Source organism: Micrococcus luteus (assembly GCF_022664405.1).
GTDB classification, from domain to species: domain Bacteria; phylum Actinomycetota; class Actinomycetes; order Actinomycetales; family Micrococcaceae; genus Micrococcus; species Micrococcus luteus.
This window is the reverse complement of sequence record NZ_JAKRLB010000011.1, coordinates 76,264-89,296: the sequence shown is the minus strand read 5'-3', so window position 1 is coordinate 89,296 and position 13,033 is coordinate 76,264. Positions and strand designations below refer to the sequence as shown.

At 71.9% G+C, this 13,033-nt stretch carries 13 protein-coding genes and 1 pseudogene; 11 read left to right on the top strand and 3 right to left on the bottom strand.

The features are described 5' to 3' along the window. Window positions 1-130 precede the first annotated feature (130 nt). Window positions 131-361 (bottom strand): annotated as a pseudogene (locus MF605_RS06715) (FAD-dependent oxidoreductase); the annotation flags it as partial. Window positions 362-417: 56 nt separating this feature from the next. On the opposite strand from MF605_RS06715, the gene MF605_RS06710 reads away from it, so the two are divergent. Then, entirely contained in the window at window positions 418-807 is a 390-nt protein-coding gene (locus tag MF605_RS06710; RefSeq protein ID WP_036382791.1) for a heavy metal-responsive transcriptional regulator, read from the top strand. 453 nt (window positions 808-1,260) lie between these two features. Here the strand turns inward: MF605_RS06710 and MF605_RS06705 are convergent, their stop codons facing one another. Then, window positions 1,261-2,277 (bottom strand): CNNM domain-containing protein, encoded by a 1,017-nt coding sequence (locus MF605_RS06705; protein ID WP_036337237.1) that lies wholly within the window; start codon window positions 2,275-2,277, stop codon window positions 1,261-1,263. Continuing rightward, window positions 2,277-3,698: a hemolysin family protein gene (locus tag MF605_RS06700; RefSeq protein ID WP_036337238.1), complete on the bottom strand. Its 1,422-nt coding sequence runs from the start codon at window positions 3,696-3,698 to the stop codon at window positions 2,277-2,279. Before MF605_RS06700 ends, MF605_RS06705 begins: the two co-directional genes overlap by 1 nt. A 1,357-nt stretch (window positions 3,699-5,055) precedes the next feature. Between MF605_RS06700 and MF605_RS06695 the strand changes: the two genes are divergently transcribed. The 10 genes from MF605_RS06695 to trpA all read left to right on the top strand — a co-directional run bounded on the left by MF605_RS06695 (window position 5,056) and on the right by trpA (window position 13,032). Next, a complete protein-coding gene (locus tag MF605_RS06695; RefSeq protein ID WP_010078767.1) occupies window positions 5,056-5,319 on the top strand; it encodes a phosphoribosyl-ATP diphosphatase in 264 nt (87 codons plus the stop codon). Between the two features lie 48 nt (window positions 5,320-5,367). After that, window positions 5,368-6,216, top strand: a complete 849-nt coding sequence (gene hisG / locus MF605_RS06690) for an ATP phosphoribosyltransferase (RefSeq protein ID WP_134416986.1) — start codon at window positions 5,368-5,370, stop codon at window positions 6,214-6,216. 49 nt (window positions 6,217-6,265) lie between these two features. Beyond that, window positions 6,266-7,036 carry an imidazole glycerol phosphate synthase subunit HisF gene (gene hisF, locus MF605_RS06685; RefSeq protein ID WP_134416985.1) on the top strand — a complete coding sequence of 257 codons (771 nt, stop codon included), beginning with the start codon at window positions 6,266-6,268 and terminating at the stop codon, window positions 7,034-7,036. 44 nt (window positions 7,037-7,080) lie between these two features. Beyond that, on the top strand, window positions 7,081-7,461 hold the full coding sequence (gene hisI / locus MF605_RS06680; protein WP_134416984.1) for a phosphoribosyl-AMP cyclohydrolase: 381 nt from the start codon (window positions 7,081-7,083) through the stop codon (window positions 7,459-7,461). Further along, the gene (locus MF605_RS06675) at window positions 7,458-9,008 is read left to right on the top strand and encodes a chorismate-binding protein (RefSeq protein ID WP_134416983.1); all 1,551 of its coding nucleotides are present in this window, start codon (window positions 7,458-7,460) and stop codon (window positions 9,006-9,008) included. The genes hisI and MF605_RS06675 overlap by 4 nt, the downstream gene beginning before the upstream one ends. Beyond that, window positions 9,005-9,613: a Trp biosynthesis-associated membrane protein gene (locus MF605_RS06670; protein WP_225348469.1), complete on the top strand. Its 609-nt coding sequence runs from the start codon at window positions 9,005-9,007 to the stop codon at window positions 9,611-9,613. Before MF605_RS06675 ends, MF605_RS06670 begins: the two co-directional genes overlap by 4 nt. Window positions 9,614-9,738: 125 nt before the next feature. Continuing rightward, a complete protein-coding gene (locus MF605_RS06665; RefSeq protein WP_036338645.1) occupies window positions 9,739-10,062 on the top strand; it encodes an HGxxPAAW family protein in 324 nt (107 codons plus the stop codon). 5 nt (window positions 10,063-10,067) lie between these two features. Further along, window positions 10,068-10,874 (top strand): indole-3-glycerol phosphate synthase TrpC, encoded by an 807-nt coding sequence (gene trpC, locus MF605_RS06660; RefSeq protein WP_134416982.1) that lies wholly within the window; start codon window positions 10,068-10,070, stop codon window positions 10,872-10,874. 29 nt (window positions 10,875-10,903) lie between these two features. Next, a complete protein-coding gene (gene trpB / locus MF605_RS06655) occupies window positions 10,904-12,229 on the top strand; it encodes a tryptophan synthase subunit beta (protein ID WP_134416981.1) in 1,326 nt (441 codons plus the stop codon). Continuing rightward, complete coding sequence (gene trpA / locus MF605_RS06650) at window positions 12,226-13,032, top strand: tryptophan synthase subunit alpha (protein ID WP_134416980.1); 807 nt, start codon at window positions 12,226-12,228, stop codon at window positions 13,030-13,032. The genes trpB and trpA overlap by 4 nt, the downstream gene beginning before the upstream one ends. Window position 13,033 lies beyond the last annotated feature (1 nt).

Sequence of the window (13,033 nt, the reverse complement as noted above, 5' to 3'; positions counted from 1 at the left end):
CCGGCTCGTCGAAGGTCAGGCCGTCACGAACTGGAAGCAGGCCCTCGCCCAGCTCGCCGCGGCCTACCCCGACCGGATCAACCCCTACCTGTGACCACCCCGCTTACACAGACAAGTTGACACGCCCCCGGGAGGCGTCGAGTGTGACGTGGCGGGCCTCGGCGGTCGCGAGCAAGGCCTTGGAGGGCACGCACCCGGTGTTCACGCAGGTACCGCCGACGGTGCCACGCTCGATCATCACCACCCATCTGCCGAGGTTGGTGGCGCGGATCGCGGCCGCGAACGCCGCCCCACCGAACCCGATCATTGCCAGGTCATACGACCTGCTGTTAGCCGTTGCCGTCATGAACTCCTCCTTCATCGCCCTCAGGATCGACCTTCCAGTGCACTGGAAGGTCAAGGGGGAGAATGAGTGGCATGCGGATCGGTGAGGTGGCTCGGGCGTCGGGCACGACGAGCAAGACCCTGCGGTACTACGAGGAGGTCGGGCTGCTACCCGCCGCGGACCGCACCCCGGCGGGCTACCGGGACTACGGCGCCGAGGTGCTCGACCGGCTGGACTTCATCCGCCGGGGGCAAGCGGCCGGGCTGACCCTGGCCCAGATCGGTCAGGTGCTGGACATCCGCGACCGGGGGCAGGCCCCCTGCCGGCACGTCACCGACCTGCTCGACACCCGCCTTGATGTGATCGACCGGCAACTCGCCGAGCTCGCGCAGCTACGCACCACGATCGCCGACCTGCGCGAGGACGCCGCCGCCGGCGACCCGGCCACGTGCTCCCCCGAGGATGTCTGCCGCTACCTGTGACACCGAAGTTCACGGGCCCGTGGCAGCGCATGGCGGCCCACTCTGTTGCGTTGGGGTGTTAGACCTTTCGCAACGGTTCTGTTGCGCGGGGTGCACCCTATCGCGACGCCTATTCCTCCGGCCTGCCGTCGGCCGCTGTCCCGGTGAAGGATCGGCTTGCGGAACGTGAGCCTCACTCGCAGCGCCCTCTTGCCCGCGTGCTTGGAGGCCGCCACTGAGCTCCGACAGAACCCCGCCATATAGCGGCGCAAGCCACACATGACACCGGGCGGCACACCGAGCAGCCGCCACAAACGACCGATTTAGCCGTTACACGCCCGTGAGTCGGAGCATGACTGAGCCCATTGAGGCCGGAATGGGGGGCGAGGCCACTGTGCCGATTCTGATTCTTTGTCCACACCACCGCGGGGGCCGTTTCAGCGGCCCCCGCGGTGGTGTTGCCGAGGTGTGGACTCAAGCCGCGCGGGGCAACACTCCGCGCAAGACGTCGGTGAGGGTGACGACCCCAGTGAACCGGTTGTCCTGGGTTACTGCGGCCAGCTGGCGGCTGTTGCGGCGCATGGAGGCAAGTGCTTCGTGCAACGGTGTGGTGGAGGGCAGCGTCAGAGCCTGCTGGATAAGCGGCTGGATTGGCGCAGAAGGCTCCATCGTGAGGGTGTCCCGCACGTGGACGACGCCCGGAACGCTCTCAGGGGTATGGTCCGGCTGGACCAGGATACGCAAGTGCCCTGAGCACGCAGCGGCATTCTGGACCGCCTCGACGTCGGCGTCGGGGGCGACCTTGACCGGGTGCTGACCCTGGGGGAGGAGGTCCCCGAGAGTGAGGGTCTGAAGGTCCAGGGCACCGGCCAAGGCTTCATGGTTCTGCCGGTCCAGGGTGCCGGCGGCGGCGGAGTGCTCAACCAGCTGACGAATGGCCGCTGCGTCGTAGCCGCCCACGGCGGCTTGGTCCACGGGGGTGACGCCGCTGAGGGTCACCAGGCGGTTGGCCAGCCGGTTGGCCAGCAGCAGCAGGGGGCGAACGGTCCAGACGAAGGCGCGTGCGGGCACGGCCACGGCTTTGGCTGCGGTCTCGGGGTGGGCAATGGCCCAGGACTTGGGGGCCATCTCCCCGATGACCAGGTGAAGGAAGGTCACGGCCAGCAAGGACAGGACGAAGGAGGCGGTTCCGGCTGCCGCTGCGGGGATGCCCCAGTCCTCCAGGACGGGGCCGAGCCATGCGTCGACGGCCGGCTTGGTGATCGCCCCCAGGGCGAAGGTGCACAAGGTGATGCCCAACTGGGCTGCGGCGAGCATGAGGGTCAGCTCGTCGACTCCCTTGAGAGCGGCCCGCGCGGCGCGGCTGCGTCCTGCCTCGGCCTCTAGCCGGTGCCGGCGGGCGCCCAGCAGGGAGAACTCCATGATGACGAAGATCGCGCTGAGCACGATCAGCGCTGTGGTCACGAGCATGACGATCAGTGGACCGTGCATCATCGCTCCTCGTCCGTGGTGGCGTCGGGCTGGGCCTCGTGGGCGGCATGGCTGCCGGCGGTGTCAGAGCGGGGCACCTCGATGAGGTGGATCCGCAGTCGAGCTGGGACCCTGCGTTGGATGGAGAGGACCTCGACCTGCAGGTGGCGGTCGTAGACCTCCTCAGCCCCGAAGTCTCGTGGGTCCTCGGGCAGGTCGATCGTGATGACCTCGCCTTCCCGGGGCAGACGGCCCAGAGCGTCGATGGTCAGACCGGCGGCGGACTCGGCCTCGGTCACGGGCAGGGGGTGCCCGACGAGGCGCTCGAGCTCGTCCAGGTGGGCCTCTGCGCTCAGGACCCAGGAGTGCAGGCCTGTGGCGGTGATCTCCTCCTGGGGGTGCAGGTCGTGCTCGTCCGTGAGCTCGCCCACGAGCTCCTCCGCGAGGTCTTCCACTGTGAGCACGCCGACGAAGCCGCCGAACTCGTCCACGATGCACGCCATCTGCTGCCCTGAGCCGTCGAGCTCCCGGGCTGCGTCGGGCAGGGACATCATCGTGGGCAGCACCAGTGCAGGGCGCATCAGGGCGGACACGGGGGTGTCCGGGGCCATCCGGGTCTCACCGAGCAGGTCGGTGAGGTGGACTACCCCGAGCGGTTCGTGTTCGTTCGAGATCACCGGGTAGCGGGTGTGGCCGGTGGCCATCAGGTCGCGCACCTGAGCCAGGGAGGTCTGGGGCTGAACCTCGTCCACACGCGAGCGGGGCACCATCGCGTGCTGCACGTCCTGGTCTGGGAAGTCCAGCACCCGGTCGATCAGGACGGAGACCTCCGCGGGCAAGGATCCGGAAGCTCTGGAGTCCAGGGCAATGCGGTCCAGGTCCTCGGCGGAGGCGGTGCTGTCGACGTCGTGCACTGGCTCGATGCGCAGGAGCTTGAGCAGCACCTCGGCCGCCTTGTCGAAGACCCAGATGAGCCAGCCGAACAGGCCGAGGTAGATCTGTGTGGGCCGGGCCAGAGCGCGGGCCAGGGGCTCGGGGTTGGCGATGGCCAAATTCTTGGGGTACAGCTCGCCGATGATCATCTGCACCAGGGTGGCCACCACCAATACGCCCAGCGTGGAGATGGCGATGACCACTTCAGAAGGCAGTGCGGTGCCGCCGAGCAACTCGGTCAGGGCCGCACCCACCATCGGCTCTGCCACGTAGCCCACCATGAGGCCTGTGACCGTGATCCCCAGCTGCGCGCCGGAGAGCATGAAGGAGGTGCGGCGAGTGACCTGCAGTGCGCGGGCGGCGGCGCGGTCGCCGGCCTTGGCGGCGGTCTGCAGGCGGACGCGGTCTACAGACATGTACGCGAATTCCTGGGCCACGAAGAAGCCGTTGGCGGCGATGATCGCCAGGATGATGAGGGATCCGAGGATCAGTGTCAGGACTGGATCCATGCCTGAGTCACCTCCCCACGAGGTGCAGGCGACCCCGCCAGCTGCGGGGTGGGGTGGGGGTGACGCTCGGACTGTCACCAGGGCAGGCGGCTGGGCCGTCGCTCATGTATTCAGGGGCTCCATAAGGGGTCGAATGAATAATGGCGGCACATTACCACCGGTAACCGGTCGCAGGGCAAGGTGGGGTGTGGCCTCGCCGCCGACATCGGGCATCTGCCCGCCAGGATGTCCAGCCGGGTATACCCCTTTACACGCCCCGTCCGCCCACGAGAGCATCACGTCAGAAACGGTCCCAAACCGAGCTGTTGGACAGAAGTGTCGGAGGGTTTGAGACGTGGTGGGACAGACCGTCGGGTGCGTGTGAGGCCACCCCCGTGGGAGTCGGCCGACGCCCCGCACCCACGAACGTCGGCTCACGTCAGGGCGAGCATGGCGACGCGCCGAGGGGACGGGCGCCGAAGCCTTCTCCCGATAGAACGAGCACGTGGCGAGCCGGTGGTTGAGGGGGCCCGGCACCAGGTCTGCGACGAAGGCCCATGAGGATCTCCAGCCCCGGAAGCCAGGCTCCAGCGCTGGGCAGCTCGGCACTGCTGGGCAGCCGAGCCATCTCCACGAGCTGCGCATCACCGGGATCCCGCTCCCATTCCATGCCTTCCACCGCATTGCCCGTGGCCACCCGCCAGCGGGAGAGGATCTTCTGCGCTCGCTGCAACCGGGCGCTCACTCGGTGTGCGGGACGGGATGGGTCGCCTTCATCGTGGTGGGTCATGCTCCAGTTCGCGGGTCCGAGCGCGGGGCTCTGCTCCTCGTCCGGGAAGGGGAGGAGGGCCACGACGGCTACCCCCAGATCCTCTCGCCGCATCATTCCTGTTCCCCGTCGGCGACGTGGGCGCGGCCGCGCCGCCCGCCGGTGACCTCCAGGGCCTGGACCCGAGGCCCGGACGCGTGGACAGTCGACGAGATGGATGTGTGCGTCGCGGAAGAGATCTGGTGCGGTGGGCCCGGGCGGGGTTCGGGGCAGTGATCGACCTGGTGGTGTCTCAGGTGTGCAAGGAGCGGTGTCGTCGCTGGGGTCAGAAACGAGCGTGTCGTGCCCACCTGTCGGAGGTCGCCCGGGCCATGCGTGCGGACCGGACGGGCACGTTCAGCCCGTCATCCCCACGTCCACGGCCGCCTCGCGCGCGTGCCCCGATGGGAGTGAAGGAACGTGCAGACATGGGAGGGGGAGGACGCTGAGCGGCCGGCACGTCCCACGTGGGCCCGTAGGTGCAGCGCGTGGCGAAGACCCCGCCGTCCCGTACGTCACAATGACCGACTCCGGTCTGGGCTGGAGGGGCAGGGTCGCTAGGGTGGTCACGTGAAGACCTTCGACGAGCTGTACGCGGAACTGACGCGCAAGGTGCAAGAGCGCCCCGAGGGCTCCGGCACCGTGGCCCAGATCGACGCCGGCGTCCATGCGATCGGCAAGAAGGTCGTCGAGGAGGCGGCCGAGGTCTGGATGGCCGCCGAGTACGAGTCGGATGAGGCCGCCGCCGAGGAGATCTCTCAGCTGCTGTACCACGTGCAGACCATGATGATCGCCCGCGGCATCAGCCTCGAGGACGTCTACCGCCACCTCTGAGGCCGCCGGCCCCGTTCCCCGCCCACCGCACCCCGAGGAGACCGACGCGTGCTGCGCATCGCCGTTCCGAACAAGGGCGCCCTCGCCGAGGCCGCCCGTGAGATCCTGCAGGAAGCCGGCTACCGCCAGCGCCGGGACTCCCGCGAGCTCGTCCTCGTGGACCCCGAGAACCAGGTGGAGTTCTTCTACCTGCGTCCCCGAGACATCGCGGTGTACGTGGGCAAGGGCACCCTCGACGTCGGCCTCACCGGGCGGGACCTGTTCCGCGACGCCCAGGTCGAGGGCACAGCGGAGGAGATCATGGCGCTCGGCTTCGGCCGGTCCGTGTTCCGACTGGCCGCGCCCGTGGGCACGTTCTCCTCCGAGTCCGAGCTGGCCGGCAGGCGCATCGCCACCAGCTACGACGGGCTGCTGCACGCCTACCTGGAGCGCACCGGCCTCGACGCGGAGGTGGTCCACCTCGACGGCGCCGTGGAGTCCTCCGTCAAGCTCGGCGTGGCGGACGCGATCGCCGACGTCGTGGAGACCGGCAGCACTCTGCGCGCCGCCGGCATGGAGGTCTTCGGCGAGCCCATCCTCGACTCGGAGGCCGTGCTGATCGGCCGCGCGGGGGAGCGCCCCGAGGGCCTCGACGTGCTGCTGCGCCGCCTCAAGGGCGTGCTCGTGGCCCGCCGCTGGGTCATGATCGACTACGACATCCGCCGTGACCTGCTGGAGGCGGCCACCGCGGTCACCCCGGGGCTGGAGTCACCGACGGTCTCCCCGCTGCGGGACGAGACGATGGTCGCCGTGCGCTCCATGGTCCGCAAACCGGACGCCAACCGCGTCATGGACGAGCTGTACGCCCTGGGCGCCCGCGGCATCCTGATCTCCGCGATCCACGCGATCCGCCTCTGACGGCCCGCGCCGTCCCGCCCGAGCCCCCCCCCGAGACGAAGGAGCCGACGTGAGCCTCGCCGTGCGTGTCATCCCCTGCCTGGACGTGGACGCCGGGCGCGTGGTCAAGGGCGTGAACTTCGAGAACCTGCGGGACGCGGGCGACCCGGTCGAGCTCGCCCGCCGCTACAACGCCGCGGGTGCCGACGAGATCACGTTCCTCGACGTCACCGCCTCCACCTCGGACCGCGCCACGACCTACGACGTCGTGACCCGCACGGCCGAGGAGGTCTTCATCCCGCTGACCGTGGGCGGCGGCGTACGCACCGTCGAGGACGTGGACCGGCTGCTGCGCACGGGGGCGGACAAGGTCTCCGTCAACACCGCCGCCGTGGCCCGGCCCGAGCTGATCACGGAGATCACCCGCCGCTTCGGGTCCCAGGTCCTCGTGCTCTCCCTCGACGCCCGGCGCACGGAGGACCCGGGCTGCGCCTCCGGCTATGAGGTCACCACCCACGGCGGACGCCGCGGCACCGGCATCGACGCCGTCGCCTGGTGCCGTGAGGCCTCCGAGCGCGGCGTGGGGGAGATCCTGCTCAACTCGATCGACGCGGACGGCACGCGCGAGGGCTTCGACCTGGAGATGATCCGGGACGTGCGCGCCGTGACGCGCGTGCCGCTGATCGCCTCCGGCGGCGCCGGCGAGCCCGAGCACTTCCCACCCGCCGTCGCGGCCGGTGCGGACGCGGTGCTCGCCGCCTCCCTGTTCCACTTCGGCCCGGACGACATGCTCACCCGCGTCAAGGACGCCCTGCGGCAGGCGGGGCACACCGTCCGCTGACCCCGTCGGCCACGCCCATCTCCGGCTCCCTAGACTGGACCTCCATGAGCATCTCCCCGCCCGATGACCTCGTGGCCTCCGTGACCTTCGACGACCGGGGCCTGGTGCCCGCCATCGCCCAGCAGGAGGGCACCGGCGAGGTGCTCATGATGGCGTGGATGAACGAGGAGTCCCTGCGCGCGACGCTCGAGACCGGCTGGGCCACCTACTGGTCCCGCTCGCGCGGCGAGCTGTGGCGCAAGGGGGAGACCTCGGGCCACCTGCAGCGGGTGCGCGCGGTCCACGCGGACTGCGACGCCGACACCCTGCTGCTCACCGTGGACCAGACCGGCCCCGCCTGCCACACGGGCACCCGCACCTGCTTCACCGGCCGCGAGCTCGTCATGCCGCCGGCCGCCGTCGACCCCGAGGAGGCCGCCCGATGACCGCCGCCACCACTCCCTCCCGTGCGGAGTTCCTGCGTCTGGCGGACACCGCCCGCGTGATCCCCGTGGTCCGCACGGTGCTGGCGGACGGCCTCACGCCGCTGGCGATCCATCGGCGCCTGGCCGGCTCCCGCCCCGGCACCTTCCTGATGGAGTCCGCCACCCCGGGCGCGGCCTGGTCCCGGTACAGCTTCATCGGGGCCGGCTCCGCCGTCACCCTGACCTCGCGAGACGGCGAGGCGCATTGGCAGGGCACCCCGCCCGAGGGGCTGCCCACGCAGGGCCGAGCCCTGGACGTGCTCGCGGCGTGCCTGCGCCTGCTGCGCACGGACGTGCGCGCCGAGGTCGGAGGCGTTCTGCCGCACCTCGTCTCCGGCATGGCCGGCTTCCTGGGGTGGAACACGGTCCGCGCGTGGGAGCGCCTGCCGCACCCGCCCGAGGACCACCTCGGCCTGCCCGACCTCGCGATGAACCTCGTCACCGACCTGGCCGTGCACGATGCCCTCGACGGCACCGTGACGCTGATCGCCAACGCGGTGAACGGCAACGGCCTGGCCACCGGCGCGGACCGCGCCTACGACGACGCGCTCGCCCGCCTGGACGCCATGGTGGAGCGCCTGGCCGCCCCGGCCGCGGACCCGGTCAGCGACGTCCCGCGCCGCTGGCTCGAGGCGGACGCGGACGGGGTCGCCGCCCAGGCCGAGGACCGGTGGGGTGCCGAAGGCTTCCGCGAGGCTGTCGCGAAGGCCCAGCGGGCGATCCGCGACGGCGACGTGTTCCAGGCCGTCGTCTCCCGCCGTCTCTCGGTCACCACGGACGCCACCGGTCTGGACGTGTACCGCGTCCTGCGCACGGTGAACCCGAGCCCCTACATGTACCTCTTCTCCTTCGAGACCCCGGACGGGGAGCCGTACGAGATCGTGGGCTCCTCGCCCGAGGCGCTCGTCACCGTGCGGGACCGCCGCGTGGTCACCCATCCGATCGCCGGCTCACGGCGGCGCGGGGCCACCGAGAAGGACGACCGCCTCCTCGGCAAGGACCTGCTGGAGGACGAGAAGGAGCGGGCCGAACACCTCATGCTCGTGGACCTCTCCCGCAACGACCTCTCGCGCGTGTGCCGCCCCGGCACCGTCGAGGTCACCCAGTTCATGGAGCTCGAGGCGTTCAGCCACATCCTCCACCTGGTCTCGCATGTGGAGGGCCGCATGCGCGACGACGTCGACGCGCTCGACGTCCTCCGCGCCGCCTTCCCCGCCGGCACGCTGTCCGGCGCCCCGAAGCCCCGCGCCCTGCAGCTGCTGGACGAGTGGGAGCCGACCGAGCGCGGGCCCTACGGCGGCGTCGTCGGCTACTTCGACCTGGCGGGCAACATGGACATGGCGATCAACATCCGCTCGGCCACGCTGCACCGCGGCCAGGCGCACGTGCAGGCCGGCGCCGGCATCGTCGCCGACTCCGATCCCGACGCCGAGACCGCCGAGACCGTCACCAAGGCGACGGCGCCGCTGCGGTCCGTGCTGACCGCGGGCGAACTGGGGCAGGCATGATGCGCCGCCGCACCGTGGTCCTCGCCGCGCTGGCCGCCGGCGCGCTCGTCCTGCTCACGGCGGGCCGCACCTGGGTGACCGCCACGGGCCTGTCCGGCGGGATCGCCTCCGAGGCGACGACGTCGGGCGGCGCCGCCGCGCCCGTCGCCACCGCCATGGCCCTGGTCGTGATGGCCGGTGCCCTCGCCCTGACCACCGCCCGGCGCCTCGGCGCCGTGATCGTCGGCGTGCTCATGGCGCTGGCCGGGGTCGTGATCGCCTCGACCTCGGTCACCGCCGCCCTGGATCCGGCGACGACGGCGGCCGCCGCGGTCGCCGACGCGACCGGGACCACCGCGCTCGCGCAGGACTACGCACTGACGGCGTGGCCGTGGGTCGCGGCGGCCGGCGGCGTGCTCGCGGCGCTGTGCGGCGTCGTGGCGGCACTGGCGGGCCGTGGCTGGCGTTCGTCCCGGCGCTACGAGAAGGCGCCTGCGGCCTCCGAGCCCGGCCCGGCCGCCGCCGGGGAGCAGCCCGCGCAGTCCGCCCGCGAGGCGGCCCAGCGCCGGCGCGTGGACCAGATGGACGCGTGGGACGAGCTGTCCCGCGGCAACGACCCCACGTGAGTGCCCGTCTCTCGGACCGCCCCGCACCGCCCGGGTCGTCCCGGGTCACGCGGGCCCGGCCCCGTGCCCGCATGGCACAATGAGGGACAGTCGTCATGTACACCACGCACCAGTGAGGGACAGCCATGAGCCACACCGCGAACACCGCGCACACCGAGCCCACCACCCGTCGCGCCGCCCGCCGCGGCGCCGTCGAGGACGTCGTCGTCACCGAGGACGGCCTGGTGCTCAACGACCCGACCCACCTCGAGCTGCCCGGCCACGGCAACTCGCCCGGCGCGTGGGCCATGGTGGCGCTCGTGCTCGTCGGCTTCGTGGCCGGCTGCGTCGGCCTGCTCGCCGACTGGAGCGTCGTCGTGTGGATCGGCGTGGCCCTGATGGCCGTGGGCGTCGTCGTGGGCATCGTCGCCGGCAAGGCCGGCGCGGGTCGCGGCCAGCACGGTCACTGATCCGCGTGTCCGTCCTCCAGGAGATCATCGACGGCGTCCGCGAGGACCTCGAGCCTCGTCGCCGTGCTGTGCCCGAGGCGCGCCTGGCCGAGCTGGTGGCCGCCGCCCCCGCGCCGCGTGACGCCCACGCGGCCCTGCTCGGCGGACGCACCGACCCCGCGGGGATCCGGGTGATCTCCGAGGTGAAGCGGGCGAGCCCCTCCAAGGGCGCGCTCGCCGAGATCCCCGAGCCGGCCACCCTGGCCCGCGCGTACGAGCGCGGCGGCGCCAGCGCCGTCTCCGTGCTCACCGAGGCCCGCCGCTTCGGCGGCAGCCTGGCCGACCTGGACGCCGTGCGCGCCGCCGTCGATCTGCCGGTCCTGCGCAAGGACTTCACCGTCACCGAGTACCAGATCCACGAGGCCCGCGCCCACGGGGCCGACCTCGTCCTGCTGATCGTGGCCGCCCTCGATGACGCCGAGCTGGCCGGCTTCCTGCAGCTCACCGAGTCCCTGGGCATGCACGCCCTCGTGGAGGCCCACACGCCCGAGGAGATCGAGCGCGGCGTCGCCGCCGGCGCCCGCATCCTCGGCGTCAACGTGCGCAACCTCAAGACCCTGGACGTCGACCCGGCCCGCTACGCCGCGCTGGCCGACGGGCTGCCCGAGGACGTCGTCCGGGTCGCCGAGTCGGGCGTCGAGTCCGAGGCGCAGATCAAGGCCTACGCCGCCGCGGGCGCCGACGTCGTGCTCGTGGGTGAGGCCCTCGTGCGCCACGGCGCCCCCGAGGAGGCGCTGCGCGCGTTCCGCGCCGCGTCCCTCACCGTCCGCTGACCGAACCAGACCCGAGGAGCGTGGTCGCCATGAGCACCGACCGTCCGAGCACCGAGCCCGCGATCGAGTTCGAGGGGCCCTATCAGGGTCAGGCCGGGCCCTACTTCGGCGACTACGGCGGGCAGTGGATGCCCGAGTCCCTCATGGCGGCGCTGCAGGAGCTCACCCGCACCTACGAGCAGGCGCGGCAGGACCCCGCCTTCGAGGCCGAGCTGCGGACCCTGTTCCGGGACTACGTGAACCGGCCCTCCCTGCTGAGCGAGGTGCCGCGGTTCGCCGCGGGCACCCCCGGCGTGCGCATCTTCCTCAAGCGCGAGGACCTCAACCACACCGGCTCGCACAAGATCAACAACGTGATCGGCCAGGCGCTGCTCGCCCGCCGCATGGGCAAGACGCGCCTGATCGCGGAGACCGGCGCCGGCCAGCACGGCGTGGCCACGGCGACGGCGGCCGCGCTGTTCGGCATGGAGTGCACCGTGTACATGGGGGAGGAGGACACCCGCCGCCAGGCCCTGAACGTGGCCCGGATGCAGATGCTCGGCGCCGAGGTGGTGCCCGTGGCGATCGGTGCCCGCACCCTCAAGGACGCGATCAACGAGGCCCTGCGGGACTGGGTCGCCTCCGTGGACACCACGCATTACCTGATGGGCACGGTCACGGGCCCGCACCCGTTCCCCGCCATGGTGCGCTACTTCCACTCCGTGATCGGCGAAGAGGCCCGCGAGCAGATCCTGGCCCAGGCCGGCCGCCTGCCCGACGCCGTCGCGGCGTGCGTGGGCGGCGGGTCCAACGCGATGGGCCTGTTCCACGGCTTCCTCGACGACCCTGGGGTGGAGCTCTACGGCTTCGAGGCCGGCGGCGAGGGCCTGGAGACCGGCCGCCACGCCGCGTCCATCACGCTCGGACGCACCGGCGTGTTGCACGGCGCCCGCACGTATCTGATGCAGGACGAGGACGGGCAGACCATCGACTCCCACTCGATCTCCGCCGGCCTGGACTACCCGGCCGTCGGCCCGGAGCACGCCTTCCTGCACGACACGGGCCGCGCCGCCTACGAGCCGGTCTCGGACACCGAGTGCATGGACGCCTTCCTCCGGCTCACGCGCACCGAGGGCATCACGCCCGCCATCGAGTCGGCCCACGCCCTGGCCGGCGCGCTGCGCCTGGCCCGCCGCTGGGCGGACGAGGGCCTCGTGGGGCCCGACGCCCCGGAGGGGGAGGAGCGGATCATCATCGTGAACCTCTCCGGCCGCGGGGACAAGGACGTCGCCACCGCGGCGGCCTGGTTCGGCCTCGGCACGGCCGCGGAGGAGAAGGACCCGCTCGAGGAGATGACCCCCGGAGAGGAGCAGTGACCGGCATGACCGTGCACTCCAAGACCGCCGCGGCCCTGGACGCCGCGAAGGCGGCCGGCCGCACCGGCCTCGTCGCCTTCCTGCCGGCCGGCTACCCGTCCGTGGACGAGTGCGTCGAGGCCGTCGTCGCCGTTGCGGAGAACGGCGCCGACGTCATCGAGCTGGGCCTGCCCTACACGGACCCCGTGATGGACGGCCCCGTGATCCAGGCCGCGACCCAGGCGGCGCTGCAGGCCGGTTTCCGCGTGGCCGACGTCTTCGACATCATCCGACGGGTGACGGAGCGCACCGACGCCGCGGTGCTGGTGATGACGTACTGGAACCTGGTGGACCGCATGGGCGTCGACGAGTTCGCGCGCCGTCTCGCCGAGGCCGGGGGCGCCGGTCTCGTCACCCCTGACCTCGTGCCCGAGGAGGCCGGTGCCTGGATGGAGGCCGCGGACCGTCACGGCCTGGACCGCGTGTTCCTCACCGCGCCCTCGTCCACGGACGAGCGGGTGCGCCTCACCGTCGAGTCCTCCCGCGGCTTCGTGTACGCCGTGTCGGTCATGGGTGTCACCGGCGCCCGCGACGCGGTGTCCACCGTCGCCGAGACCGTGGTCCGCCGGGCCCAGGATGCCGGGGCGGAGCACGTGTGCGTCGGCCTCGGCGTCTCCCAGGCCGCGCACGTCCGCGAGATCGGCGCCTACGCCGACGGCGCGATCGTCGGCACGGCCCTGGTGCGCGCGCTGACGGACGGCGGGCCGCAGGCCGTCGGCGCCCTCGCCCGCGAGCTGGCCGCCGGCGCCGTCCGGGAGGGCTGAG

Coding starts and splice junctions, on each gene's coding strand:
- MF605_RS06665 (WP_036338645.1), top strand. CDS start 9,739: ATGAGCCACACCGCGAACACCGCGCACACCGAGCCCACCACCCGTCGC.
- MF605_RS06675 (WP_134416983.1), top strand. CDS start 7,458: ATGACCGCCGCCACCACTCCCTCCCGTGCGGAGTTCCTGCGTCTGGCG.
- MF605_RS06705 (WP_036337237.1), bottom strand. CDS start 2,277: ATGCACGGTCCACTGATCGTCATGCTCGTGACCACAGCGCTGATCGTG.
- hisI (WP_134416984.1), top strand. CDS start 7,081: ATGAGCATCTCCCCGCCCGATGACCTCGTGGCCTCCGTGACCTTCGAC.
- trpB (WP_134416981.1), top strand. CDS start 10,904: ATGAGCACCGACCGTCCGAGCACCGAGCCCGCGATCGAGTTCGAGGGG.
- MF605_RS06710 (WP_036382791.1), top strand. CDS start 418: ATGCGGATCGGTGAGGTGGCTCGGGCGTCGGGCACGACGAGCAAGACC.
- MF605_RS06670 (WP_225348469.1), top strand. CDS start 9,005: ATGATGCGCCGCCGCACCGTGGTCCTCGCCGCGCTGGCCGCCGGCGCG.
- MF605_RS06700 (WP_036337238.1), bottom strand. CDS start 3,698: ATGGATCCAGTCCTGACACTGATCCTCGGATCCCTCATCATCCTGGCG.